Here is a 25,714-nt window from a genome sequence, read left to right on the forward strand (position 1 = left end):
ATTTACTGGGGATTTCTACGAAAATAAGAAATTTAGGTCGATTTTATTTAGCTGTTGCGAATTAAACAAAAGATTATGAAGATTCAAATTTTTCTAAAATCGATTTGAAGAAAATAAAAAAAGGGCTTTAAATAATAAAGCCCTTCGATTTTATGATACTTTTCACCCTAACTACTAATAAATTTAAGTCTTAACCCCTTAGTGATTAATCAATATCATTAGTAAAAAAGTATCACTCTTTATACAAATATAAGTACTGTATTCAAATTCAGCAACTTAAGCGTGTTTATTTTCTATCCATAATCTCGCATTTACAAATGCCTCTATCCAAGGAGAAACTTCGTCCTTTCTGCCGTCTGGATAGTGTGCCCAATTCCACTGGAATGTTGAACGCTCAATATGCGGCATAGTCACTAAATGTCTTCCAGTCTTATCGCACATCATGGCTGTATTGAAATCTGATCCGTTTGGATTATGCGGATAACCTTCGTAGCTGTATTTAGCCACGATATGGTATTGATCTTCGGAATACGGTAGTTTGAATTTTCCTTCACCATGTGAAATCCAAACCCCTAATTGACTTCCGGCTAAGCTCGATAACATCACTGAATTGTTCTCCTGAATTTTCACAGATGTAAAGGCACTCTCGTGTTTATGAGAATCGTTGTAAGTCATTTTCCCATGAATCTCATGTTCTGGATTAATGAGGTCTAATTCCATCCAAAGTTGGCAACCATTACAAATTCCAACTGAGAGTGTATCTTCTCTCTGGAAGAAATCCCAAATCACTTTATTAGCCTTTTCATTGTATTTTATTGCACCTGCCCAACCTTTTGCAGAACCTAGTACATCAGAATTACTAAACCCTCCAACAGCACCAAGAAACTGAATATCTTCAAGTGTTTCTCTACCTGAAATTAGATCGGTCATATGAACGTCTTTCACATCAAAACCAGCTAGATACATGGCGTTGGCCATTTCGCGTTCAGAATTACTTCCTTTTTCTCTTAAAATCGCTGCTTTAGGGCGATTAGAATTTACCTCTGGTAGTTTTCCTGTAAAATGCTTTGGAAACTTATACGCTAGAGGTTGGTTTTTATAATTGTTGAAGCGCTCATCAGCAAGGTTATTTGCTGTTTGCTTTCGGTCGAGGAGAAGCGAGGTTTTATACCATACATCTCTCAATCGCGAAACGGTCATCGTATAAACCTGATTGCTATTTATAACCCCGAGCACATCACTTTCAGTAACTTCACCCAACTTATGAAACTCAATATTGGCTTGTGCCAATGTGTTTTCTATTGAATCGTCCGTAGACTGAATCACGACACCAGCATTTTCAGAAAATAGAACTTTGAAAGCGTCCTTTTCTCCTAGACTAGTAATGTCTAATTCGGCACCAATATTATTATCAGCAAAACACATTTCCAATAACGTTGTAATAAGTCCTCCTGAAGCCACATCATGGCCTGCAACTATCTTATCGTTCTTAATGAGCTGCTGAATAGTATTGAATACATTGATGACGTAATTAGCATCTTTAACCGTTGGAGTTTCACTACCAATTTTGTTATTGATCTGTGCAAAAGAACTACCGCCAAGTTTAAAATCATCTTGAGATATATTTATGTAATAGATCGAACCTTTTCCTACTTTGAAAACGGGTTCAACAACTTTAGAAATATCATTACAATTTGCCGCTGCTGAAATAATCACTGTGCCTGGAGCAATAACATCACCTTCAGGATATTTCTGCTTCATTGAAAGTGAATCTTTACCCGTAGGAACATTAATGCCCAAATCGATTGCAAATTCTGACACCGCTTTTACTGCTTCGTATAAACGGGCGTCTTCACCGTCATTTCTGCAAGGCCACATCCAGTTGGCTGAAAGGGACACACTTTTTAAACCATCTTTTAAAGGCGCCCAAATTATATTGGTTAAAGACTCTGTAATTGAATTACGGCTACCTGCAATTGGATCTATCAACGCCGAAACCGGTGAGTGCCCAATTGAAGTTGCTATGCCTTCTTTACCTTTGAAATCTAGAGCCATTACACCAAGGTTGTTAAGTGGTAATTGCAATGGACCAGCACATTGCTGCTTAGCAACTTTTCCTCCTACACAACGATCTACTTTGTTTGTGAGCCAGTCTTTACAAGCTACAGCTTCAAGTTGTAAAACCTGATCTAAATAATCATAGATCTGGTCAGTATTATAACTTAGGTCTTGATAGTTTTTCTCAACTGTAACGTCGTTCATTATGGTTTTTGGTGAACTACCAAACATGTCTTCTAATGCTAAATCCATAGGTTTATCGCCTTTAGATTTAGATTCAAAAGTGAAACGATGTTTCCCAGTAACTTCGCCAACGTCATAAATTGGTGAGCGTTCTCGATCTGCAATTTTATGTAAGGTGTCTAGATGCTCATCGGCAATAACGAGTCCCATACGCTCCTGTGATTCATTTCCAATTATCTCTTTTGAAGATAGTGTTGGGTCTCCAATGGGCAGTTTATCTAAATCGATATGGCCACCAGTATCTTCTACGAGTTCAGACAGACAGTTGAGATGACCACCTGCACCATGATCGTGAATAGAGACAATGAAGTTTTCATCGCTTTCAACCATGCTTCTTACAGCATTGGCAGCACGTTTTTGCATTTCTGGGTTCGAACGCTGAACAGCATTGAGTTCTATTCCTGAATCAAATTCGCCTGTGTCGGCAGACGATACTGCCGCACCTCCCATACCAATTCGGTAATTATCTCCACCTAAAATGACGATTTTATCACCTGTTTTGGGGATTTCTTTTATGGCCTGATCTGCTTTTCCGTATCCTATTCCACCAGCCAGCATGATGACCTTGTCGTAACCGATTCGATCTTCTTTTTCTTGATGTTCGAAGGTTAAAACAGAACCACAAATTAACGGTTGGCCAAATTTATTTCCAAAGTCGGAAGCCCCATTACTCGCTTTAATTAAAATATCAATCGGTGTTTGGTACAACCATTTACGTGCAGGGAATGCTTTTTCCCATGGTCGCTCTTCCTCTAATCGCGAATAGGAGGTCATGTACACAGCTGTTCCGGCTAAAGGAATTGAGCCTTTTCCACCTGCAAGACGGTCTCTAATTTCACCACCAGACCCTGTTGCCGCACCGTTAAATGGTTCAACAGTTGTTGGGAAATTATGGGTTTCTGCTTTGAGTGAAATAACAGATTCAAAATCTTTAGTAGTATAATAATCTGGAATATCCGCACGTTTTGGCGCAAATTGTTCAACAACCGGACCTTCAATAAACGCTACGTTATCCTTGTAGGCTGAAACAATCGCATTCGGATTACGCTTCGACGTTTCCTTAATCATTTTAAATAATGATAATGGTTTTTCCTCACCGTCAATTACAAATGTTCCGTTGAAAATTTTATGGCGGCAGTGTTCTGAATTGACTTGTGAAAATCCAAAAACTTCAGAATCCGTAAGTGGTCTTCCGATCTTTTTTGAAACACCTTCAAGATAATCGATCTCTTCGTCGCTTAAGGCTAGTCCTTCCTGCTGATTATAAGCTGAAATATCCTCTATATTCTGAATTGCTTCAGGCTCAATATTTATAGTAAAAATATCTTGGTTCAAACTTTGAAATTTTTCAGAAATCATAGGGTCATAACCCTTAAAATCTGATTGAACCGAAGTAAACTCCTCAATTCTAACAATTCCGTCAATGCCCATATTTTGGGTAATTTCAACGGCATTGGTACTCCAAGGTGTGATCATAGCAGCTCTTGGGCCAATAAAAAAAGCATCAATTGATGCTTGCTCTATTTTAGGCTGGTTGCCAAATAACCATGTAAGTTTAGATATTTTTTCAGTTGATAATTCTTTTGTGGCTTGAACAGCAAAAACTTTACTGTTTTGGTTTCCAAAGAAGTGAATCATTAGATGCAGGTATTGTTGCGATTATTAAAGCGCAAATTTACGCTTTTTAAATTGAAATAAAGTGTTATGACCTCATGTAAAAGATGAAGTTATTCACCAGTAGTTGACATTGAAAATTAGAATCCTTCAGATGTTCAGAATAAAAAAAGCAACCCTATCGAGTTGCTTTAAAGTTTTTCAAAAATCAGTTTCAGTTTTTGATAAGACGTTTAGTTGTGCTTGCTTCGCCTTGAGTGATTTTTAAGATGTAAATACCAGATTTCAAATCCTGAATATTCAATCGCTTTTCTGAATTTATTTGTCGTTTTAAAATACGTTTACCTAAGATATCATAGATCTCTATGGTGGTATCAACGTTATTTTGAAGGTCGATATTCAAAATATCCTTAGCAGGATTTGGATAGATTCTAACGTTATCTAGGTCGTATTCAGGAGTATTTAATAGTCCACAAGTCCAAGACATATTATCAAATCTAACACGGTTAGATCCGTTGCTATTGTTTTGTATTGAGAGTGTATTAAATGTTTCTGAACCTAAATCAATATTGCTGATTGTTGTAGTTGTTACCGTATCGTCGTAAGGAATTGTGCCAACCACATTACCGTTAATTACAAGATCAAATGTTCCTGAACCTCCACTGAATACACGTTGTGTAGTTACCGTAAACTCTTCAATAATATCTGAAAGATTATCTGTGTATTGTAAGCTACCGTCTCTGATTGTAATGGCTCTGCCATCTAGAGTTTGATCAGTTCGTGCATCGGTAGCACTAAAGTCAAAACCATTATCTCCAGTCCACATGAAGCTAGTGTATTGGCTTGAATTTGCCGGTATGTTTTGAAAGGTCTCTTCAATGCAATTCAAATTATTGCCCACAGTTGTGGTTTCGCAGTCCTCATTACTCAATCCAGATTCGTTACCCGCACCGTCTAATGCTGTAACTCTAAAGCAATAGGTATTGTCTGGCCCTAAACTCAACACTGTAAAAGATGGGTCAGTGCTTAGGCTTGGTCCGTATAATGAACCATCAACATAAATATTATAGCCAACAACTCCAACATCGTCTGTGCTTGCGGTCCAGTTAAGATCAATAGAGTTATTAGTCGGATTAGAAGCAACCAAGTTGGTTGGGTCTGACGGCGGCGTAGTATCTGATGAACTAGACCAAATTAAATTGGCATAATTAGGATTATCTACAAACGGATTTCGGTTATTCTGATAGTTGAATACGGTATTATTTCGATCTATTTCTTTTTGAGAAACTGGGTCGTTAGCATGCCAGGTTAATAGAATAGTTAAGAATGGCTCGTCTAGGGCTTGGTTATTACTGCCATTAAACATAGGAAAGGCACTCCAATTATCAACCTGATCTTCATAACGGGTTACGAAATAGAAATACATTCTGGCAACATCACCTTTGAACTCATCAATAGGTTCAAACACAGTACTGGTATAGCCTGCTGAATATCCACTGTTTAGATTTCCTCCTGCTTTAGATCCGTTCATTGTTGGGTTGCTTACACCACTTTGAGAAATAAGTTGACTGTCGTCAACCACACCAAACGGTAAATTACTGCGTAAACCGTTTACTCTACCATCGGTAGGAATAACAGTATGACCGTCGTCTACCATCGGACTTGCATCATTATAAACAGATTTTGGTATGATATGCTCTTTATTGTAGCAGTCGCCTTCACTCGAGAAACTTCCTGAACACTCGTCTGTTTGAAAAACATAATTGTAAGGGTCTACACCTGTGGGGTTTTCAGAATAGATATCGAGTATTGTTCCGTCATTCTCGTAATATAGATCCAGATCACTAGTGCCGTATAGGTTATCGAGATTGTCGCCTTGGTCCATGTGTAAAAACTCCGTAGAGAGGCCATCATTGCTATCATTAATGATGCGCTTTAATTGCGTTTTTAATGCAAATCCTGAAAGGCCATTTGCCGAGTCGTAATAGTTTGAAGGGACTTGAGCAAATGAAATGGACGAAACAAATAATAATGATATTAGGTAAAAATGCTTCATATATTGATATCTAGTTAATAGTCTTTTTTTCTAAAAGTGCCATATAAAATCCGTCATATCCAAATTTGTGGGCCAACACTTTCTTGTCTTTTACAAATGTAAATGCTTTTCCTGTTTCCGAAGTTAAGAATTTATCAATTTGTTCTTCGTTCTCTGATGGTAAAATAGAGCAGGTTGCATAAACCATTTTTCCGCCTGGTTTTACCATTTTAGAGTATTTATCTAAAACTTCAGTTTGAGTTTGTTTAATATTTTCAATGAACTCTGGTGTCAATTTCCATTTGGCATCAGGATTTCGTCTTAAAACTCCCAGACCAGAACATGGCGCATCAATTAAAAGGCGATCGGCCTTAGCATGCAGTTTCTTGATGGGTTTTGTAGAGTCTATCACTTTAAGTTCGACATTATGGACACCATTTCTTCGCGCTCTAACTTTCAGCTTCTTAAGTTTACTTTCGTAAATATCCATGGCAATGATCTGCCCTTTATTTTCCATTAATGAAGCTAAGTGTAAGGTCTTTCCACCGGCACCTGCACAAACATCAACAACTTTCATGCCTGGTTTAACATCCAGAAAATCAGCAACAAGTTGTGAGGATGCATCCTGAACTTCGAACCAACCATTTTTAAAGGCTTCTGTTCTGAACACATTAGTGCGCTCTTTGAGTTTTAAGGCTGAAGGATAATTTGATAAAAATTCAGTTTCAATATTTTCAGATTGTAGTTTTAACTGAAGGTCTTTTTTATTGGTTTTGAGTGTATTTACTCTTAGGATCACTTCGGCTTGTTCATTTTGAACTTTTATTTCGTCTGTCCAGATTTTTTCACCTAACTCTTTAAGACCCAGTTCATCCATCCAATCAGGAATCGATTCTCTAAACTTTCTGATTTTAATAAGTTCGTCGAATTTGCCTTTTATTTTTCGTGAAGGTGTTTGCTCGAAGTATTTCCAATCGGGTAATTTTATTCCTTTTAAGGTCGCCCAAACGGCAAATAAGCGCCATAAATTATCTCGGTCGTATGGTGCTTTTACATTAGCAATTTCAGAATATAACCGCTTGTATCTGACGATTTCATAGGTTGTTTCGGCCACAAAACCACGATCGCGACTGCCCCAGCGTTTATCACGTTTTAAAAGTATTTGAACGACCTTGTCGGCATACTCGTTTTCATTAAAGATTTGGTGTAAACCGTCAATGACTGCAAAGCATAAATTTTTGTGTAATCGCATTTTGATTTAGATAAGCTCGCAAAGGTACATTTAATTCATTAATTTGTAGGCGATAATTCATTTGTATTTGGGACACAACGACTTTATTAAGAGATTGATTGCTGGTGATGAGGCTGCTTATGGCAAGTTGTTAGATGATTTTCAACAGAAAGTTTTTTCAACATGTATCTCATTTGTTCCGAATAAGGAAGAGGCTGAAGATCTTACTCAAGAAGTTTTTGTTGAGGTATATAAGTCTATCCATAAGTTTAAGGGTAACGCAAAGCTTTCCACGTGGATTTTCAGAATAACAACGAACAAGTGCTTAGAATTTATAAGGAAACGAAACACAAAAAAGCGCTTTGGGTTTTTACAGTCGTTAAGCGGAAGTTCGATTCCGATAGATAAAACGTCATACTTCACTGAGATGAATCATCCCGGAATTATTTTAGAAAATAAAGAGATGAATGAGACTTTATTTTTAGCAATTAATAGTTTGCCTGAAGCACAGAAAGTTGCTTTTACATTACATAAAATTGACGGAAGGAGCTATCAGGAGATTAGTGAAATCACTCAAAAAAGTATACCATCAGTTGAATCGTTGATGTTTAGAGCGAAAAAAAATCTTCAAAAATTGCTTGAGGAATATTACAAAAAGAATGGGTAACGCAAGTTTTTAAAAAATAGTGCATCTAAATGAATGAATATGGAAACAAATAAGGATATAAATCAGAAGGTAGAAGCCACTTTGGCGAGTGCGGATCACATTGAAGAGGTCAAAGTTTCGCCATTCTTGAAAGACAAAGCGCTACGACAAATCTTTTCTGAAAACAAAGAGAAGGAATCGCAGTTGTGGACTTGGTTTACACCACAATTACAATTTGCCGCATTGGTACTCATAGTTGCAATAAATGTATATGCCTTAGTGCAGTTTAGATCCTCAAATTACGATAGCGACGTTTCTAATTTCGCAGAAAGCTATGGTTTGTTAGAAAGCGATTCGGACACATTAATTAATTGATCATGAAAAAACAATTACCACTTTATATTTTAATATTATTCCTGATTATAGTTAACGGATTTTTCTTAATAAATCACTTTGGTATATCTGATGATGGTGATTTTAAAGGACCGAAAGGACCAAATAATTTTATTTCGAAACGTTTAGACTTTAACGCGGAACAAACTCAACAATTTGAAGAGCTAGAACAGAAACATAGAAAGACGATGAGGGGAATTTCAAATGAAATTAGATCCTCTAAGGAGGCACTTTTTGATCAGATTTCGAATGTTGAAGCCAGTGATTCAAAAATCGATTCTATTACTTCGGTTATTGGTGAGTTTGAGAAGAATAAGGATCTTGAAGTTTTTAGACATTTCAAGGCCATTTATAACATCTGTGATGATTCTCAGAAAGCGAAATTTAATTCTTTAGTTAAAGATGCCCTGCATAAGGGGCCACCGCCTCGAGGGCGGCGATCGCCAATGAAGAAGGGGAATGATCATCCAGGTCCACCACCAAGACATTAGCTCTAGGTTTTAGAATAATTTTAGCATTATTCTTTGAAAAATAATTTAAATTGATGGTATAAAGTGAAAGAGTAAACAATAACAAATACATAATAATCAAAATAAATATCATGAATCAAAAAACATCAAAATCAGTATTACTTGCAGCAATATTTTCATTGCTATTTGCGGTTAACATTAATGCCCAAGAAGAAGCTAATGATCGCGAAAGACCAAAAGAACCACCAACCTTTGCTCAAGTTTTAGAAAAACTCGACAAAAATGAGGACGGAAAAATATCGAAGGATGAAGCTAAGGGACCTTTAAAGAAACATTTTAAAAGACTCGACTTAGATGAAGATGGTTTCATTTCTGAAGAGGAATTTAAAAAAGCACCAAGACCAAAACGAAGAAAACAAGACAATTAAAGAAAGCATTTATTTGCAATATGAAGAGCTCTATGATAAATTTCTTAGAGCTCTTTTCATTTTTTGAAATGTCTACCGCAAGTTTTTTAGAAAGTAATCATCTAAAGATTTATAGGCGACAAAAAATTGTTGCTGAACTAAATCAAGAATTATGTTTCTAAATCAAAAATTTTCATTTGGACTGTTAGTATTGTTATTACTGAATTGTAACGGTCATAAAACCGAATATGCACATTCCCATGATGGTGTGTCACACACGCATGAAAAACCTCAAGATACTCAGAACTATTTCGGGGAGTATACCCTGAATAGTAAAACTTTTGGAACAAAAACGAAGGTGAAAATTAGAGGTAATCAACGTGTTATGACTACAAATTCATTACCCGACCATACAACTGGGGATTTTCCAAATCAAGGAAATCCTAATCGTATTTCATCTCAAAGTAAAACTTACAAGTTTCCTCTCGAACCAAAATATACTGGCAAAGCGAAATGGGCAAGAGAACCTGGTGTTGCTTTAAACGGTGTAAAGTTTGAACCAGGAACTGCTGAAGTGGTTCTTTGTGAATCTGGTGAAAACTATAGGGTTGAAGCTTTACAAGAAGTTTTTGATCTCGGTTTAGACTTTAACCATGCTCACGTTCAACCGACCGGAGCTTATCATTATCACGGAACGCCAACTTCAGTCATAGAAAATTTCGATTCAGGGGAAGATTTGGTTCATATTGGTTTTGCTCATGACGGATTTCCGATGTACTATTCAAAAAGTGGTAAATATAAACCTAGCTATAAAGCAGTGAGTGGGCAAAGAGAAGGCGAGGACTGTACATATGAAAATCCAATGGAGAAAATGGATGTTTCTGTAGGAGGCCATCATAATGGAACTTACACTTCAGATTTTGAATACATAGACGGATATGGTGATCTCGACGAATGTAACGGTATAACAATCAATGGAGAATACATGTATTTAGTTACCAATGAATTTCCGTATGTAAGCCGTTGTTTGATGGGCGAATTTGAGGAAGAAGTTAGACCACCATTTGGAAATGCCAATTCAGATGATAGAGCTAGAAGAACCCCAAGAAGAGCCCCAAGCTTTTCGGAGTTATTAAATGATCTAGATGCCAATAATGATAAAAAGATCAGTAGAAATGAATCTAAAGGTCCTTTGAAAGACTTATTCGATCGCATTGATGCTAACAAGGATGGATTTTTAACGGAGGAAGAATTTAAAAATGCACCAACACCAGAAAGACAAGGTCCACCACGACGTGACTGATCATTTCATAAATGCTCTTTTCAAAAACAATTAATAAATTAAAAACTAAATCAATTATTATGAAAAATCTCCTTAAACTTTTAGGACTGGTACTTACCATATTTACCTTTGGAATAGCGTGCTCTAGTGATGATAGTAACGCATCTACAGACGATATGGGAACAACAGATGATGACGGTGTTGTACCTGTAGAATTGCATGCTGCCTTTGCCGAATTCAATGAAGAGGCGACAACAATTTATCTAGATGGCTCTGATGTTGTTATCGAAACAACTGGTTTGCCAAACCACGAAACGGTCTATTGGGGGGTTGGGCACGAACTCTATATAGAAGAACCCAATGTGCAAACCACGCCAAGTATTATGTCAAGTAACAATAATGCCGTTACGATTGTTGTAGATGCCACGCCTAATTTAACGGGTAATACAGTTGCAACCAATCTTGGCACTATTGGCATTGCGTTAAGTGGCGCTTCAATTTTTAACGATCAGGAAGGTAATGGCCCGCTAGACAATGCTGCAGCGAGTCTCGATTGGACTGGCGGACATATTGGACCCGGTGTGTATCATTATCACCTCGAACCAAAAGCAATCACGAACGATGATCAGAACCTTGTAGGAATTCTGCTTGACGGTGTGTTTTTATATGGTAGACGCGATTATCCTTCGGATGATTATCCTACGGACTTAGATGAATCTGGTGGTCATTTTGGGCCAACACCTCATAATCCGGATGGAGAATATCATTATCATATCATCAATGAAGTATATTCTACAACAGGGTCTTATATCGCTTTTGCCGGACCATATCAAGGCTACTAGACCCATGAGAAAACGGTTGTCCATAGTAATTATGCTGTTAATTTTTGGTTGTGTTCGCCCTGCGAAAACACCGCATTTAACGGTAACAACTCCAGCAGAGGATAAAACTTCGATGGAAATCAATACTTTAGAAGTTCTTAAAAGCGACCTTGAGTTAAATCAGATTGAAGGCAGATGGTATTATAAGGGAAAACGATATAATGGCTATGCCTTAAAGTTTCATTCAAATGGCATTTTAGGTGAGCGTTTAGGTTTTATTAATGGTAGCCGAGAAGGATTGGCTCAACAGTGGTCTGCAAATGGTGTGTTAAGAGTGGAATGCACTTACCGTAATAATCGCTTAGATGGTCTTTACAAAACTTGGTGGGAAAATGCAGAGCGCTCAAAGGAAGCTCATTATGAGAGTGGAATATTGAATGGTGAAGAGAAGCAATGGTATCCTAATGGACAGCTTGCAAAGTTGAGGAATATCGTTAACGGAAAGGAAGAAGGTCTTCAAAAAGGCTGGTTGAAGAGCGGAAAAATATATGTTAATTACGAAGTAAAAAATGGTCGTATTTATGGGATGCGACGTACCAATTTATGTTATCAATTAGAAGATGAAGTGGTTAAAAGAGATTAGTCTAAAACGACTGAGTATTATTTTAGGAATAATGTTGTTGGTAAATTGTGCTAATGACTCAAAGAACAAAGCCCATGCGCGTTTGGCTGAACTACCATATTATAATGAGGCTTCATTTACGCCTCATTGGTTGTCTTCAGAAAGCAACGAAGCCAAAATCTTTCATACGATACCTGATTTTCAATTAGTCAATCAGCTCGGGGATACTATCACACAGAAAACTTTTGAAAATAAAATATATGTCACCGATTTTTTCTTTGCCAGTTGCCCAGGCATATGTCCGCAAATGACAGGCAACATGTTTAAGTTACAAGAAGCATTTATCGATGATGACGAGGTGGTCTTTCTGTCGCATTCCGTAACACCATCCTTGGACTCAGTTCCTGTGTTGAAGAATTATGCAAGAATTCATGGGGTTATCGCTAATAAATGGCATTTAGCAACTGGTGATCGTACTGAAATTTATAACCTTGGTAGAGAGGCCTACTTTGTAGAGAACGATCTGGATGAACCCAAAGACCTCGATGATTTTTTACATACTGAAAACTTTATTTTGATCGATAAGGATAAGCATATACGTGGTATTTATAATGGTCTTAACAGGGCTTCGATGATGCAGTTGATTGAAGATATTAAGACCTTGAAAGCAGAAAAATAACTTTGGTTAGTTAATGATTGATAGCTATTTTTATTGTTAATGTGAAAGGCTTTGCGGCTATGTCGTAAAGCTTTTCTATTTTTAATGAAAATTGAAATTATGCGCATCTTACTTATTGTATTGTTAATTGTTGGGTTAGGTTTTTTTACAAACGATAAACCTTCAAAGATTAGAACGATTTCAAAGGTTGAAATTGAACACCTTGTGATAGATTCTACACTCAATGTAAGAGCGCTAGAACTTATTGATACTGTTGGAATTGCTTATTTGACTTCAAACGGAAAATTAGGTGCAATGATGAGACAGGAATTTGACTTTTCCGAAGAAATAAATAATGCCTTTCCGGTACAGATCGAGAACGATTCATTTCAACTAAACTTTAGGGCATTAGCAATGACAAAAAAGAACTGTTATGGCATTACTATTGGTTCTCCGGCACTTCTTTATTCGCTCGATGTAGATATTAAAAAGAACAAAATTGTTTATCGTGAAGATGACTCAAAAGCATTTTATGATTCTATGGATTTTTGGAACGATGAGGAAGGTATTGCTATAGGCGATCCCACGGGTGACTGCATGAGCATCATAATTACCAGAGATGGTGGAAACAGCTGGAATAAATTGTCTTGTGATGTTTTGCCAAAAGCGAATGAGGGTGAGGCCGCTTTTGCTGCTAGTGATACCAATATTGCCATTGTAGGGGACCGTACTTGGGTGGCAACAGGAGGGAAGACCAGTAGAATATTATATTCTCCTGATAAAGGTCGAACCTGGGAAGCCTTTGATACACCGATTATTCAAGGAAAGGAAACGACAGATATGTATTCTATTGATTTTTATGACGAGAAAAATGGATTTGCAATTGGAGGTGATTATACAAAAGCTGATGATAAAATAGCCAATAAGATCAGAACAAAAGATGGTGGCAAAACCTGGGAAGTAGTTGCAGATGGACAAGGACCTGGTTATAGAAGCTGTGTGCAATATATCCCTAATAGTGACGGTAAAGAACTTGTAGCCATTGGATTTAAAGGGATCGATTACAGTAGCGATGCGGGAGAAACTTGGAAGCATCTCAGTGACGAAGGCTACTATACAATAAGGATTTTAAACGATTCTATTGCTTATGCCGCAGGGAATAGACGTATAAGTAAACTAACTTTTAGTGAATAAAAAAAGAGGCCAACAGGCCTCTTTTTTAGTTTTTCTTGTTACGTCTACGCTCTCGAAATTCTTTTAGTTTATCGAGTAAGATCTGATTAAACTGATCTTCAGCGGCTTTAAGTCTTATGATCTTTTTTGCTGAAATCACCTTTTTAAGATCTTGAACTAGTTCTAAATTGGCATTGTGGGTATCGGTTTCGGCTTCCATAACTTTATCTAAAATTTCTTCAGCGCGTTTGTCTGTAACATCACCGCTACGCATTTCTTTCTTTAATGGCCTTAAAACCTTCGATTTAATTTCTTCAACTTTGGCTTCAAATGCATTATAAATAGGCCAGAATTGCTGAGCTTCTTCAGTTGTGAGTTGAAGCTTGTCTGTTAGAAAAGCAATTTTTTGCGCCCTTATTCTTTCTTGCATTTTCTCACCCATCTGAGCATAGCTCGAAAAGCCGATCATTAATGTTAGAAGTAGGATTAATTTTTTCATTATAATATTTTTATTGTTGTAAAATAGATTCGATATCTGTGTTTTCTAATAAATAAGATTCTAGATTTTCTTCATCAAACTCAGTTTCTATGATGGTAAAATCTTCTTCAAGTATTTCTGCATCCATCAATAATTCTGCTAATTCATAGCTATCTAAATCACTTTCTTGAAAATAGGTTTCTACCATTTCAACAGAAATCTCGTCATTAGAAGAGTTGATAAATACAGCTATCATTAAGATCAATGACGCAGCAATACCTGCTACGTAATAGAGGGTTTTACGACTACTTAATTTAATTACAGGCGTCTCTTCAGTCTTTACCTTGGCAATGATCTGATCATCGAGAGTATCAAAATAACCTTCAGGAACTTTAAACCCAGATTCATCAACACCTTGAATTTGTTTCTCCTGATCTAAACGCTCAAAAAGCTTATCTTCAAAAGAATCAAAGTATTGGTCTGGAGTTTTAAACCCCGTCGACTTGATGTTATGTAATTTATCGTTTTTCATCGTTTGTTCCTGATTAATCAAGAATCGTTTAATTTTATTCTAATGCTTTGACTTCAAAATAATAAAATGGTTTAATCTGAAGTTAAAAAGCTTTCTATTTTTTTCACTGCTATATGATAGGACGCCTTTAAAGAGCCTTCACTTGTTTCTAAAATTTCCGCGATCTCTTTGTATTTTAAGTCGTCAAAATATTTCATATTAAATACCAGCTGTTGCTTCTGTGGCAAGGTAGCTATAGCTTTCTGTAATTTAAGTTGAATCGCTTCACCTTCAAAATAAACATCTGCTTTTAAATTATTTATGGCCAAGTTTTGATGTTCTTCATTTGTTATTTGAAGACGCTTGGCATTCTTATTTATATGGGTGATGGATTCGTTTGTCGCTATACGATAAAGCCACGAGTACAATTTACTGTCACCTTTAAATTTATCGATACTGCGATAAACTTTAATAAAGGTATTCTGAAGCACATCATCCGCATCATCATGAGAGATCACAATCTTACGAACATGCCAATATAAACGTTCTTTATAGAGCTGCAACAGTTCTTTAAAAGCCGTTTCTTTAGACTTGGGGTCTTTAAGGCGTGATATGAATTCAGTTTCGTTGATCAAGTATAAAACTTTGCTAATTAGACTATAAAAAGTCTGAAAAGTTTAAAGGTAAAAAATATATTTTTTCGCTTTTTGAAATTATTACTGATAATCAGATAGTTATATTAATTTTAATCGACTAAAAGCAAAAAAATACGATAAAAAGCATTTTTTTCTTGGTTTATAGTATTATTTATTATATGTTTGACACAGCTTAACCTATTAACTGTTATCAGTTCCCCAAATCTGGTAACAAAATGAGAAGGGTGCATGTAAAAGTGCACCCTTTTTGATTTTGTAAAGCTTCTATTTACCTTTTAAATAAAGGTTTACCCTGACTTTATTTTTTGATTAAAGTGGAATTATCGTAACTTCGAAAAAATATTGCTTTAAGATCATAAGATGATGAAACTATTTTCCCTACTTTTTTCATTAATGTTGCCTGCGTTAATATTTGCTCAAGTTGGCATAAATACTACCGACCCTCAAAGTACACTGGATATTAATGGTACGCTTTCAGTTAAACATACTAAATTAGAACCTACAGACGCAACACTTCAGGATATTGATGATGGTGTATATTTTTCTATAGATCCTTTTTCGTCTGGTCAACAATTCCGCTTACCCGACGCAACTGCCTATCCTGGAAGGATATATATTTTAAGAAATATTGATAATAGTAATGATGCTTCAATTATTACACTAGGTACTGGCGTTGAATTTTTTGCTGGAAATAATAGTACCACAGGGACAACTAGTGTTACCTTAAGTGGTTCCAATATAACTACAAAAACGTTAATATTTATTAGTGATGGTGAGAACTGGACCTACGGGCACTTAGGTTTCTAGCTTTAATCAAAACTCTGCATCTCCACAAGCTTCTTATAAACACCGTTCTGTGTTATTAATTCTGAGTGCGTTCCGTGTTCGGCAATTTCACCTTTTTGCATAACCACAATAACATCTGCATTTTGAATAGTAGATAAACGATGCGCAATAACAATAGATGTTCTGTTCTTCATCATATTTTCGAGCGCTTCCTGAACCAGACGTTCACTTTCCGTATCTAATGCTGAAGTAGCCTCATCTAAGATCATAATTGGCGGATTTTTCAGCACGGCACGCGCAATACTCAATCGCTGCTTTTGTCCACCAGATAATTTATTGCCCGAATCTCCGATATTAGTTTCTATGCCTTGAGGAAGATCCTTTACAAATTCCCATGCGTTAGCAACTTTCAAAGCGTCTTCTATTTCTTTATCAGAGGCATCTTCTTTCCCGAGAAGAATGTTGTTTTTAATACTGTCATTAAATAAAATAGAATCTTGCGTAACAATTCCCATGAGGTTTCGAACAGAGTGTTTCGTAAGATCTTTAATATTAATATCATCAATGCTGATGCTGCCTTCATTTACATCATAAAAACGGGTAACCAAATTCGCAATGGTACTTTTTCCACTTCCCGATTGGCCAACAAGAGCAACACTTTTTCCTTTCGGAACAATCAATGAGAAATTCTTTAAAACGAAATCCTCTTCGTATTTAAACGAAATATTATTCAGGCTGATTTGCGATTCAAAAGTCTCCTTTGTTTTAGCATCAGGCGCATCCTGAAGAGGTGAAACTGTATTTAATACTTCTAACACACGTTCAGCAGCGGCATTACCTTTTTTAACGCTGTAGCTTGCCTTACTTATGGCCTTTGCAGGTGTTAATATGTTATAGGCTAATCCCATGTAAGCAATAAACGAACTGCCGTCTAGAGTTCCGTCAATAAGTACCATACGGCCACCATACCACAATAATATTGCAATCACCGTGATTCCTAAAAATTCACTAGTCGGAGATGCGAAATTTTGGCGATTAAGGAGTTTATTCGAGAAGTTGTAAAAACGCTCGGTGGAGCCTTTGAATTTGTTTAAAAAGGTTCCTTCAGCATTGAAGCCTTTAATCACTTTTAGGCCGCCTAGAGTTTCTTCAATAATTGAAAGAAATGTGCCTTGTTCTTTTTGAACACGATCAGATTTTTTCTTTAGAGACTTGCCAATTCTTGAAATTATGAACCCAGAGATCGGAATGAAAATAAATACGAACAATGTCAGTTTCGCACTTATTAATAGCATCATCACGATCGTGAAAATGATGGTCAACGGTTCTCTTACAATCAACTCCAAGATAGAAAGAAATGAACTTTGAATCTCTTGTACATCGTTAGATATCCTAGCTATTGTATCACCTTTTCGCTTTTCAGAATAAAATGAAATAGGCAATTCGGTGATTTTCTTGAAAATGGCATTTCTAAGATCTTTGAGGACTCCATTGCGCAGAAACGTAATGAAATACATCGCTAAATAATTAAATATATTCTTTAAAAAGAATAATACAATTACCAATGAAATAACCAATAAAAGTGCTTTTGAAGCGTCGTCACTCGCATTTTGATTCACCTGAAACGCCATATAGTCCTTAAAATAATCCATGGTATTGGTTATGCCTTGCCACTCAGGTTTTGTTGTAACTTCTTTGATTGATGGCTTGGCAAAAAGCACATCGAGCATTGGAATGAGTGCAATAAAGGACAATGCGCTAAAAAAAGCGTAAAAAATATTACAAACAATATTTAGAATTGCAAAACTTTTGTAAGGCCTTGCAAAGCCGATGATTTGCTTAAAATAATTCATGCATTATAAATTCATATCCTTAAGGATAGCGTCAATTTTGTCTTCCAATAATTGCTCCGTTTCATTAAAAGCAGACACATTGTCAAGTTTGGTATTAACGCTTATATAGAATTTTATCTTTGGTTCAGTACCACTTGGTCTTAATGCGATTTTACTACCGTCCTCGGTATAGTAGATAAGCACATTCGATTTTGGGATATCGATAGGTTCTTCAGTACCTTGGACCATATCCTTTGCAATTGAAAGCTGATAGTCTTCTACACGAACCACTTTTGAGCCGTTTAATTCTTTGAATGGGTTCTCTCTAGAATCGATCATTATCTGCTTAATCTCCTGTGCACCCTCAATACCTTTTTTTGTGAGTGAAACTAATCGTTCTTTATAGAATCCGTGTTCTAAATAAAGATCGATTAAAGATTCGTACATGGTTTTACCTTGGGCCTTAGCTTGTGCAGCAATTTCGCAGGCCAATAGAGTAGAAGTAACTGCATCTTTATCTCTAACGAAATCGCCAACCATGAATCCAAAACTTTCTTCACCACCACCGATAAAATCGAGTTCAGGAAAATCCTTGATCATCTTCGCGATCCATTTAAAACCAGTTAAGCCAATTTTACATTCTACGCCATAAGCACTGGCCAATACAGACATCATAGGTGTAGAAACTATTGTAGAACCGATAAATTCATTACCATTAATTTTACCTGCATTTTTCCATTGTTTCAGCAAGAAATCAGTCATAAGTAGCATGGTTTGGTTTCCATTCAGAATAACGAGTTCGTTTTCTAAATTTCTCACTACAACACCTAAACGATCACAATCAGGATCGGTACCAATAACAATATCACCATCAACTTTATCTGCCAATTCAACAGCCATTTTTAAAGCTCCTGGTTCTTCTGGATTTGGTGACACCACTGTTGGAAAATCACCATTGGGTTCTGCTTGTTCATCTACGATATGAACGTTGGTATAGCCGGCACGCTTTAAAGTCTCAGGTATTGACATAATCGACGTACCATGCAAGGATGTGAAAACAATATTCAGGTTTTGTCGTGCTTCAGGAGACGTGTTAAAACTTCCATTTTTTATGGATGAATTAATAAATACTTCATCGACATCTTTTCCTATGTATTGAATTAAATCTGAATTCGATTCAAACTTAATTTCTGAATAATCTAGTTTGTTTATTTCAGCAATAATTTCAGCATCTTGAGGCGGAACAAGCTGCCCACCATCTTGCCAGTAAACTTTGTAACCGTTGTATTCTGGCGGGTTGTGAGATGCCGTTAATACAATACCGCAATGACATCCTAAATGTTTTAATGTGAAAGACAATTCAGGCGTTGGTCTTAGATCTTCAAATAAATACACCTGAATGCCATTCGCTGAGAATACGTCGGCAACCACTTTGCCGAAAGTTTTACTGTTATGCCTGCAATCGTAAGCAATGGCGACCTTAATAGATTCGCCGGGAAATGTAGCCTTCAAATAGTTACTTAAGCCTTGAGTATTTTTTCCTAAGGTGTATTTATTAATTTTATTGGTACCTAATCCCATGACTCCGCGCATACCGCCAGTACCAAATTCGAGGTCTTTATAAAAACTTTCTTCTAATCCTTTAGGATCGGAAGCGATCATATGCTTTATCTGTTCTTGTGTATCGTTATCAAACGTTGGTGTAAGCCAAGAATTGACTCGTTCTAAAATTTCAGGTTTAATATAAATCATGAGAAAGTATTATGGTAACACAAATGTAATCAATCTTACAGATGCATGCTTAAATCTTATCGATATTTCTATGTTATGATATGTTTAAGTCCTCTTTGATGTAGTAGCGTTGTTGTTGGCGTTTAGACCTTAAGATCAATTCGCCTAAAAATCCAGCAATAAATAATTGTGAACCAATAATCATGGTCGCTAATGAAATATAAAATTGTGGACGCTCTGTAATTAATCGCCCAGTTGGATTAAAATAAAGTTTATCTAATCCTAGATAAAAAGCGAAGCCAAAACCAATAATGAACATTATTACACCAAGTGCACCGAAGAGATGCATTGGACGTTTACCAAATCGCGATACAAACCAAATGGTTATGAGATCTAAAAACCCGTTGATAAAACGATTCATGCCAAATTTTGTTTTTCCGTATTTACGCGCTTGATGTTTTACAACTTTTTCACCAATCTTGGTAAAGCCGGCATTTTTTGCTAAAACCGGTATATAGCGATGCATTTCACCATAGACATCGATGTGTTTTACAACAGTATTGCTATATGCTTTGAGTCCACAATTAAAATCGTGCAATTTAACGCCAGAGGTGCGTCTAGCTGCCCAATTGAATAATTTTGAAGGAAGGTTTTTGGTTATTACCGAATCGAAGCGTTTTTTCTTCCAGCCAGAGATGAGGTCGAATTTATCGTCGTTCACCATTTTGAATAGCTCTGGGATCTCTTCAGGGTTATCTTGAAGGTCAGCATCCATGGTTATCACCACATTACCTTCAGCTTGAGCAAATCCGGCGTGCAGCGCCTGAGATTTTCCGAAGTTTTTCAAAAAACGAATACCTTTTACATTCGGATTAGTAGAGCTAAGTTGGGTAATCACTTCCCAAGAACCGTCGGTACTACCGTCATCAATAAATAGTATTTCATATGAAAACGAATTGGATTGCATCACTGATACAATCCAATCGTGTAATTCTTTTAAAGATTCTTTTTCGTTAAGTAGTGGTATAACTACTGATAAGTCCATATGAATATTGTCTAAATATCTAAGACTTCAAAAATAAAGAAATTATTTAATGGAGATTATTAATTGTTTTTCATTACTAATCCACCGATCAAAGAGTAGATAAGTCCAAAGAATGCACTCATGGCTACCCAAAAGGTCATACCAATTGCTGGATTTGAAAACTTCTCAACCCAAACCATACTTTGTTCTACCTGTTCTGGAGTCATATTTGGGTTTTCGAGCATTTTTTCCTTAGCAATTTCAATAGCTTGTTGTGTAAATTCCGGATCAATTACATAGTTAAAAAGCAATCCGTAAACCACAAAAACCAAGGCACTAATGATCGCTACTACCAATCCAACCTTAATAGCATCTCCCAAACTTAAGGTGTTGGCATTAGCTTTTTTGTATTGGCTAATAGCATAAATAACTACAATTGGGAAAGCGATGTAATAAATAATGTTTGGCCATTGTGCACCTTCTAAAGCCATCCCTGTTACATAAGTTACCACGCTTATAAGTACCATTAATAGACCTAACAATACCCCGTAATTAAGCGAAAATTTACCAGCAGTTGGTTTTTGATGTTCCATAATTTGTTGATTTTTTAGTTAATTGACTAGTTAGTATTCAAATATAGTGATTTGTTACAGCATTTAACTAAATAAAAAATCTATAAAAAGATTGTAGATTTATAAAAATTACTTAAATTTGCACCTCGAAAAAATCGAAACTATTTAAAGCTTTTAGTGATGAAATCAGGAATACATCCAGAAAATTATAGAGTTGTAGCGTTTAAAGATATGTCGAATGATGATGTCTTCTTAACGAAGTCTACTGCAGATACAAATGAAACTATTGAGGTTGATGGTGTTGAGTACCCATTAGTAAAGTTGGAAATTTCCAGAACATCTCATCCTTACTATACAGGAAAATCTAAATTAGTAGATACAGCTGGTCGTATTGATAAGTTCAAAAACAAATACGCCAAGTTCAAGAAATAAACTGAAACACTCAGTTATTTTAAAAAGCCTTTCTTTACTAGAAAGGCTTTTTTTATTTTTACACAAACGCATTATCAAATGAACTATATACTTTTTGACGGTCCTTATCGAGATAATCTCTTGCCATTTACTTATACAAGGCCAGTGGCAGATATTAGAGTTGGTATTTTAACCATACGCCAAAAATGGGAATCGTATTTAGAATATACCACAACCACGGTAACAGAAGATTATTTGTCAGATAAGTATCCCATGGTTGAAATGGAAGACAACATTATGATCAATGCGTCTTTTTTACCGAATGCTGAAGTTGTAGAGTTTGTAAAAAACTTAAAGCACAATCAGGCACTTTTCAAAGGTGAAGATGTTATTGCTTTTTTTGCAAAAGAAGGTGAGGAGGTTAATGATTTTTCAAAATTTGAGGCCATTGAAGTTCAGGGTGAGATTGTTAAGATCGAAAATACCTGGGATATTTTTTCAAAGAATGGTGAGGCTATTGAGGAAGATTTCAACCTTATCACCAAGGATAGAACTTCACAGCCATTACCATCGACTGTAAATACTTTAAATCCTGAAAATATTTTTATTGAAAAAGGAGCAAAACTCAACTTTGTGACGCTCAATGCGAGTTCGGGTCCAATTTACATTGGTCGAGATGCCGAAATTATGGAAGGCTCCGTGGTAAGAGGTCCATTAGCACTTTGTCATAATGCAACACTAAAACTAGCAACAAAGATCTACGGACCAACAACTGTAGGACCATTCAGTAAGGTAGGAGGCGAAGTAAATAACTCCGTCTTATTTGGCTATTCTAATAAAGGGCATGATGGATTTTTAGGGAATTCGGTATTAGGTGAATGGTGCAACCTCGGCGCAGATACCAATAATAGTAATTTAAAGAACAACTATGCAGAAGTACGGTTGTGGGATTATAAAACAGGAGGTTTTGCCAGAACAGGATTACAATTTTGCGGCCTCATGATGGGCGACCATAGCAAATGCGGTATCAATACCATGTTTAATACTGGTACAGTTGTTGGTGTTAGTGCTAATATCTTTGGAAGTGGATTCCCGCGTAATTTCGTCCCTAGTTTTTCATGGGGTGGAAGTAAAGGCTTTGTAACCTATAAAACCAATAAGGCATTTGAAGTGGCAAAAGTGGTGATGGGCAGACGCAAAGAAGAGTTCACGGAAAAAGATGAAGCCATTTTAGAGCATGTTTTTGAAATAACTAAATCGTACAGAAGAGAATAATATGAAACTCAAATCCCAAATTTCGATCCTACTTGTTTTTACGATAGTTTTCGGCTATTCACAAAGCGAATCTACTGAAATTAAAAAGCTTGATATTAATACCGAGCTCGATCACTTTGCTGCCCGTGTTGTTGGTGATAAAATTTATTTCAGCCATAACCTTACTACAAAACGTGGTCGTGCTATTAAGGATAAATACGACGGATTTATTTATACCATGTATGAAGCGCCACTGAGCGAAGACGGCGAAATAAAAGATGCACAACCTGTTACGAAGACCGAATTAGGACGATTTAATATGTCTGCAGCTACTTTTTCTAAAGACGGGCGATTTATGTATTTTACAACCAATCAATTGGGAAAAGGAACCAATAAATTAAAGGGTATAGAAACCTACAATTTACAAATTAGACGTGCTGAATATGTTGAAGGTAAAGGCTGGACGAACTTTGAAACTTTACCTTTTTGTGAACCCGATCATAATTATGCCCATCCGGCGTTGAGCCCAGATGGAAGCACACTTTACTTTATTGCAGATGTGAAGGGTACCAAGGGAAAATCTGATCTTTATAAAGTGTCTGTGACTGACCATAGTACTTATGGTGAAGTCACAAGTCTTGGGGAGACTATAAATTCATCGCGCACTGAAATCTTTCCGTTTGTGAGCGCTGATAATAAATTGTATTTCTCCTCTAATCGCAGAGGTGGTAAAGGTGGCATTGATATTTATGTTTATGATCTTAACTCTACGGATAGCGAGCAAGTACCAATTTCTTTAGAAGCACCTATTAACAGTAGAGGCGATGATTTTTCTTTCTTTTTAAATGATGACCTCACTACAGGATATTTATCTTCTCGTCGTTTGAAAGGTGAAGGCGGTGATGATCTGTATTATTTTGAGAAATTCTAAGTTAATTAGAAAATTAGAAAATTAGAAAATTAGAAAATTAGAAAATTAGAAAATTAGTTAATTAGTTAATTAGATAATTAGATTTTTGTTTTGTGCGTTAGTAGAACATAAATTTATTAACTTACAACTTACAACTTACAACTTACAACTTACAACTTACAACTTACAACTTACAACTTACAACTTACAACTTACAACTCATTACTTTCCACTTTCCTAACTTGTTTTAGCTCTAGTAAATTGGTAGTATTAATACCAAGTCCTTCAACTTCTTTTCTTGTAAATCGAACCACTTCGTCGTAAAATAACGGAACAATCGGTGCGGAGGTCATGATCAACGAATCCATTTTTGTGTATAATTCGGCTCTTAATTCAGGGTTGGTTTCTAAGTATGAAGCTTCGTATAGTCGATCGAATTCTTCACTAGAATAATGTGTGTAATTAGGTCCGTTAGGTGCAAAATTTTTACTGAAATACAGCGATAAATAATTCTCAGCATCGGGATAATCAGCTACCCAACTTGCCCGGAAAAAATCGAGTTGTCCGTTTGCTTTAGCGTCTTTTAAGCTTGAAGCAGGGATCACATCCACATTTACAAGTAGTCCGATCTTTTGTAATTCACGCTGAATGAACTCACAAAAACTTAGGTAGTTGCTCGTTGTGGTTAAAGTGATTTCTGGATTGGTAATCCCTGTTTCAGACTTAAATTCTGCAACCAGAGCTTTTGCTTTTTCAGGCTGGTAACTAAATCCGATAGTTTCATCAAAACCTGGAAGTCCTTTCGGAATAAAACCACCAGAGGCCGGAATACCAATACCGTTTCTGAGGTAAGTCATCATTTTAGCCCTATCGAAGCCTAAATTTATAGCCTTCCTCAATTTTAAAGCTTGTAATTCGGCAACCTCGGTTTCCATAAAAAATGCCAAATATTCTGTATTAAGATAGGGCCCACGAATCATATTTACATCTTCAGAATAAAGTGATCGCAACGCTCCATCAGATGTCAATATTTCATCTTTGTAAGAAGCGTCTAAACCTGAAACAAAATCGATATTACCTTGTGCAAATTGCAAAAACTCACTTTGTTTATCGGGTAAAAAAGTAATAGCTACGGCCTCTAAGTGAGGTAATGAATTTCCATCTTTGTCTTTTTCGAAATAGCTATTGTTTCGTCTAAAAACTAGTTTGATGTTTTCTTCCCAACGTTTGAATTTGAATGGTCCAGTACCAATGGGATTTGATCTAAACTCACTACCATAATGCTCTACAATTTCTTCAGGTACGACAGAACAGTATTTCATGGTTAGCAGTCCTAAAAATGCTGGGAATGGCTGTTTTAATTTAATTTGAAATGTTGAATCGTTAAGGGCTGAATAGCTTTCAACTTTATTTAAAACCCAACTTCCTGGTGAAGCAATAGATTTATTCTTTAAACGATTCAAACTGTATTCAAAATCCGAAGCTATTACAGTTCGTGTAGAATCGGTTCCGAATAATTCATGCTTATGAAAAAACACATCATTTCTGAGTGTAAATGTATAAGTAGTAGCACTATCGGTAACCACCCAATTTTTAGCAATACAAGATTGCACATTGAGCTGATCGTCCATCTGAACAAGACCATTAAATAACTGATGTGTTGCCCATATATCAGCAATATCCTTTGAAAACGCCGGATCTAAAGAGCCAATATTTTTATGTTCGTTATAACGAAATACTAAATGGTCTTTATTCGTCTTATCTTTTGAATTACAAGACCATAGGCAAAGACAGATCATTAAGTATTTGAATAAGAGCCGACTGGGTTTTTGCATATAACTTATATGTTGTAAATTTGCTGCCACCAAAAATTTAGCCTTAAAGGTAATTTTAAAA

24 protein-coding genes are annotated in these 25,714 nt (G+C 36.2%); 13 read left to right on the forward strand and 11 right to left on the reverse strand.

Annotated elements, in window-relative coordinates; all coding sequences use genetic code 11:
- Positions 1 to 276: 276 nt before the first annotated feature.
- The 3 genes from purL to DDY94_RS09765 form a co-directional block, all read right to left on the reverse strand.
- A complete protein-coding gene (purL, locus tag DDY94_RS09755) occupies positions 277 to 3,939 on the reverse strand; it encodes a phosphoribosylformylglycinamidine synthase (protein ID WP_111683918.1) in 3,663 nt (1,220 codons plus the stop codon).
- Between the two features lie 190 nt (positions 3,940 to 4,129).
- Positions 4,130 to 5,971, reverse strand: a complete 1,842-nt coding sequence (locus DDY94_RS09760) for an endonuclease (protein WP_111683919.1) — start codon at positions 5,969 to 5,971, stop codon at positions 4,130 to 4,132.
- 10 nt (positions 5,972 to 5,981) lie between these two features.
- Positions 5,982 to 7,202 (reverse strand): RsmB/NOP family class I SAM-dependent RNA methyltransferase, encoded by a 1,221-nt coding sequence (locus DDY94_RS09765; protein ID WP_111683920.1) that lies wholly within the window; start codon positions 7,200 to 7,202, stop codon positions 5,982 to 5,984.
- A 67-nt stretch (positions 7,203 to 7,269) separates the two neighbouring features.
- Between DDY94_RS09765 and DDY94_RS09770 the strand changes: the two genes are divergently transcribed.
- From DDY94_RS09770 to DDY94_RS09810, 9 genes are all read left to right on the forward strand, one after another.
- Positions 7,270 to 7,848, forward strand: a complete 579-nt coding sequence (locus DDY94_RS09770; protein WP_111683921.1) for an RNA polymerase sigma factor — start codon at positions 7,270 to 7,272, stop codon at positions 7,846 to 7,848.
- 39 nt (positions 7,849 to 7,887) lie between these two features.
- Positions 7,888 to 8,202: a hypothetical protein gene (locus tag DDY94_RS09775; RefSeq protein WP_157957290.1), complete on the forward strand. Its 315-nt coding sequence runs from the start codon at positions 7,888 to 7,890 to the stop codon at positions 8,200 to 8,202.
- 2 nt (positions 8,203 to 8,204) lie between these two features.
- Complete coding sequence (locus DDY94_RS09780; protein ID WP_111683923.1) at positions 8,205 to 8,711, forward strand: Spy/CpxP family protein refolding chaperone; 507 nt, start codon at positions 8,205 to 8,207, stop codon at positions 8,709 to 8,711.
- Positions 8,712 to 8,821: 110 nt separating this feature from the next.
- Positions 8,822 to 9,118 carry an EF-hand domain-containing protein gene (locus DDY94_RS09785; protein WP_111683924.1) on the forward strand — a complete coding sequence of 99 codons (297 nt, stop codon included), beginning with the start codon at positions 8,822 to 8,824 and terminating at the stop codon, positions 9,116 to 9,118.
- Positions 9,119 to 9,269: 151 nt separating this feature from the next.
- On the forward strand, positions 9,270 to 10,400 hold the full coding sequence (locus tag DDY94_RS09790; RefSeq protein ID WP_111683925.1) for a YHYH protein: 1,131 nt from the start codon (positions 9,270 to 9,272) through the stop codon (positions 10,398 to 10,400).
- Positions 10,401 to 10,459: 59 nt separating this feature from the next.
- Positions 10,460 to 11,221 carry a YHYH protein gene (locus tag DDY94_RS09795; RefSeq protein WP_111684023.1) on the forward strand — a complete coding sequence of 254 codons (762 nt, stop codon included), beginning with the start codon at positions 10,460 to 10,462 and terminating at the stop codon, positions 11,219 to 11,221.
- A 4-nt stretch (positions 11,222 to 11,225) separates the two neighbouring features.
- Complete coding sequence (locus tag DDY94_RS09800; RefSeq protein WP_232817853.1) at positions 11,226 to 11,843, forward strand: toxin-antitoxin system YwqK family antitoxin; 618 nt, start codon at positions 11,226 to 11,228, stop codon at positions 11,841 to 11,843.
- On the forward strand, positions 11,821 to 12,501 hold the full coding sequence (locus DDY94_RS09805) for an SCO family protein (RefSeq protein ID WP_111683927.1): 681 nt from the start codon (positions 11,821 to 11,823) through the stop codon (positions 12,499 to 12,501). The genes DDY94_RS09800 and DDY94_RS09805 overlap by 23 nt, the downstream gene beginning before the upstream one ends.
- Positions 12,502 to 12,600: 99 nt before the next feature.
- Positions 12,601 to 13,674: a WD40/YVTN/BNR-like repeat-containing protein gene (locus DDY94_RS09810; protein ID WP_232817854.1), complete on the forward strand. Its 1,074-nt coding sequence runs from the start codon at positions 12,601 to 12,603 to the stop codon at positions 13,672 to 13,674.
- A 25-nt stretch (positions 13,675 to 13,699) separates the two neighbouring features.
- Here DDY94_RS09810 and DDY94_RS09815 read toward each other — a convergent pair whose 3' ends face one another.
- From DDY94_RS09815 to DDY94_RS09825, 3 genes are all read right to left on the reverse strand, one after another.
- A complete protein-coding gene (locus DDY94_RS09815) occupies positions 13,700 to 14,152 on the reverse strand; it encodes a sensor of ECF-type sigma factor (RefSeq protein ID WP_111683929.1) in 453 nt (150 codons plus the stop codon).
- Between the two features lie 10 nt (positions 14,153 to 14,162).
- Positions 14,163 to 14,663, reverse strand: a complete 501-nt coding sequence (locus DDY94_RS09820; protein ID WP_157957291.1) for a hypothetical protein — start codon at positions 14,661 to 14,663, stop codon at positions 14,163 to 14,165.
- Between the two features lie 71 nt (positions 14,664 to 14,734).
- Entirely contained in the window at positions 14,735 to 15,274 is a 540-nt protein-coding gene (locus tag DDY94_RS09825) for an RNA polymerase sigma factor (RefSeq protein ID WP_449489478.1), read from the reverse strand.
- A gap of 384 nt (positions 15,275 to 15,658) precedes the next feature.
- On the opposite strand from DDY94_RS09825, the gene DDY94_RS09830 reads away from it, so the two are divergent.
- On the forward strand, positions 15,659 to 16,105 hold the full coding sequence (locus tag DDY94_RS09830) for a hypothetical protein (protein ID WP_157957292.1): 447 nt from the start codon (positions 15,659 to 15,661) through the stop codon (positions 16,103 to 16,105).
- 2 nt (positions 16,106 to 16,107) lie between these two features.
- Here DDY94_RS09830 and DDY94_RS09835 read toward each other — a convergent pair whose 3' ends face one another.
- The 4 genes from DDY94_RS09835 to DDY94_RS09850 all read right to left on the reverse strand — a co-directional run bounded on the left by DDY94_RS09835 (position 16,108) and on the right by DDY94_RS09850 (position 21,264).
- Complete coding sequence (locus DDY94_RS09835) at positions 16,108 to 17,937, reverse strand: ABC transporter ATP-binding protein (RefSeq protein WP_111683933.1); 1,830 nt, start codon at positions 17,935 to 17,937, stop codon at positions 16,108 to 16,110.
- A gap of 3 nt (positions 17,938 to 17,940) precedes the next feature.
- The gene (locus DDY94_RS09840) at positions 17,941 to 19,668 is read right to left on the reverse strand and encodes a phospho-sugar mutase (RefSeq protein ID WP_198658940.1); all 1,728 of its coding nucleotides are present in this window, start codon (positions 19,666 to 19,668) and stop codon (positions 17,941 to 17,943) included.
- 73 nt (positions 19,669 to 19,741) lie between these two features.
- Complete coding sequence (locus DDY94_RS09845; RefSeq protein ID WP_111683934.1) at positions 19,742 to 20,692, reverse strand: glycosyltransferase family 2 protein; 951 nt, start codon at positions 20,690 to 20,692, stop codon at positions 19,742 to 19,744.
- 59 nt (positions 20,693 to 20,751) lie between these two features.
- On the reverse strand, positions 20,752 to 21,264 hold the full coding sequence (locus DDY94_RS09850; protein WP_111683935.1) for a DUF4199 domain-containing protein: 513 nt from the start codon (positions 21,262 to 21,264) through the stop codon (positions 20,752 to 20,754).
- 159 nt (positions 21,265 to 21,423) lie between these two features.
- Here DDY94_RS09850 and DDY94_RS09855 point away from each other — a divergent pair, with 159 nt between their 5' ends.
- From DDY94_RS09855 to DDY94_RS09865, 3 genes are all read left to right on the forward strand, one after another.
- Positions 21,424 to 21,675 (forward strand): type B 50S ribosomal protein L31, encoded by a 252-nt coding sequence (locus DDY94_RS09855; protein WP_111684025.1) that lies wholly within the window; start codon positions 21,424 to 21,426, stop codon positions 21,673 to 21,675.
- A 78-nt stretch (positions 21,676 to 21,753) separates the two neighbouring features.
- Positions 21,754 to 22,929 carry a GlmU family protein gene (locus DDY94_RS09860; RefSeq protein WP_111683936.1) on the forward strand — a complete coding sequence of 392 codons (1,176 nt, stop codon included), beginning with the start codon at positions 21,754 to 21,756 and terminating at the stop codon, positions 22,927 to 22,929.
- 1 nt (position 22,930) lies between these two features.
- Complete coding sequence (locus DDY94_RS09865) at positions 22,931 to 23,839, forward strand: TolB family protein (protein WP_111683937.1); 909 nt, start codon at positions 22,931 to 22,933, stop codon at positions 23,837 to 23,839.
- Positions 23,840 to 24,030: 191 nt separating this feature from the next.
- Here the strand turns inward: DDY94_RS09865 and DDY94_RS09870 are convergent, their stop codons facing one another.
- A complete protein-coding gene (locus tag DDY94_RS09870) occupies positions 24,031 to 25,653 on the reverse strand; it encodes an ABC transporter substrate-binding protein (RefSeq protein WP_111684026.1) in 1,623 nt (540 codons plus the stop codon).
- Positions 25,654 to 25,714: the final 61 nt, after the last annotated feature.

It is taken from the genome of Winogradskyella tangerina (assembly GCF_003260205.1).
GTDB classification, from domain to species: domain Bacteria; phylum Bacteroidota; class Bacteroidia; order Flavobacteriales; family Flavobacteriaceae; genus Winogradskyella; species Winogradskyella tangerina.

Bases quoted from the DNA above. Each gene is read 5' to 3' on its own strand.
- purL (WP_111683918.1), bottom strand. From the start codon at position 3,939: ATGATTCACTTCTTTGGAAACCAAAACAGTAAAGTTTTTGCTGTTCAA.
- DDY94_RS09760 (WP_111683919.1), bottom strand. From the start codon at position 5,971: ATGAAGCATTTTTACCTAATATCATTATTATTTGTTTCGTCCATTTCA.
- DDY94_RS09765 (WP_111683920.1), bottom strand. From the start codon at position 7,202: ATGCGATTACACAAAAATTTATGCTTTGCAGTCATTGACGGTTTACAC.
- DDY94_RS09775 (WP_157957290.1), top strand. From the start codon at position 7,888: ATGGAAACAAATAAGGATATAAATCAGAAGGTAGAAGCCACTTTGGCG.
- DDY94_RS09780 (WP_111683923.1), top strand. From the start codon at position 8,205: ATGAAAAAACAATTACCACTTTATATTTTAATATTATTCCTGATTATA.
- DDY94_RS09785 (WP_111683924.1), top strand. From the start codon at position 8,822: ATGAATCAAAAAACATCAAAATCAGTATTACTTGCAGCAATATTTTCA.
- DDY94_RS09790 (WP_111683925.1), top strand. From the start codon at position 9,270: ATGTTTCTAAATCAAAAATTTTCATTTGGACTGTTAGTATTGTTATTA.
- DDY94_RS09795 (WP_111684023.1), top strand. From the start codon at position 10,460: ATGAAAAATCTCCTTAAACTTTTAGGACTGGTACTTACCATATTTACC.
- DDY94_RS09800 (WP_232817853.1), top strand. From the start codon at position 11,226: ATGAGAAAACGGTTGTCCATAGTAATTATGCTGTTAATTTTTGGTTGT.
- DDY94_RS09805 (WP_111683927.1), top strand. From the start codon at position 11,821: ATGAAGTGGTTAAAAGAGATTAGTCTAAAACGACTGAGTATTATTTTA.
- DDY94_RS09810 (WP_232817854.1), top strand. From the start codon at position 12,601: ATGCGCATCTTACTTATTGTATTGTTAATTGTTGGGTTAGGTTTTTTT.
- DDY94_RS09815 (WP_111683929.1), bottom strand. From the start codon at position 14,152: ATGAAAAAATTAATCCTACTTCTAACATTAATGATCGGCTTTTCGAGC.
- DDY94_RS09820 (WP_157957291.1), bottom strand. From the start codon at position 14,663: ATGAAAAACGATAAATTACATAACATCAAGTCGACGGGGTTTAAAACT.
- DDY94_RS09830 (WP_157957292.1), top strand. From the start codon at position 15,659: ATGATGAAACTATTTTCCCTACTTTTTTCATTAATGTTGCCTGCGTTA.
- DDY94_RS09835 (WP_111683933.1), bottom strand. From the start codon at position 17,937: ATGAATTATTTTAAGCAAATCATCGGCTTTGCAAGGCCTTACAAAAGT.
- DDY94_RS09840 (WP_198658940.1), bottom strand. From the start codon at position 19,668: ATGATTTATATTAAACCTGAAATTTTAGAACGAGTCAATTCTTGGCTT.
- DDY94_RS09845 (WP_111683934.1), bottom strand. From the start codon at position 20,692: ATGGACTTATCAGTAGTTATACCACTACTTAACGAAAAAGAATCTTTA.
- DDY94_RS09850 (WP_111683935.1), bottom strand. From the start codon at position 21,264: ATGGAACATCAAAAACCAACTGCTGGTAAATTTTCGCTTAATTACGGG.
- DDY94_RS09855 (WP_111684025.1), top strand. From the start codon at position 21,424: ATGAAATCAGGAATACATCCAGAAAATTATAGAGTTGTAGCGTTTAAA.
- DDY94_RS09860 (WP_111683936.1), top strand. From the start codon at position 21,754: ATGAACTATATACTTTTTGACGGTCCTTATCGAGATAATCTCTTGCCA.
- DDY94_RS09865 (WP_111683937.1), top strand. From the start codon at position 22,931: ATGAAACTCAAATCCCAAATTTCGATCCTACTTGTTTTTACGATAGTT.
- DDY94_RS09870 (WP_111684026.1), bottom strand. From the start codon at position 25,653: ATGCAAAAACCCAGTCGGCTCTTATTCAAATACTTAATGATCTGTCTT.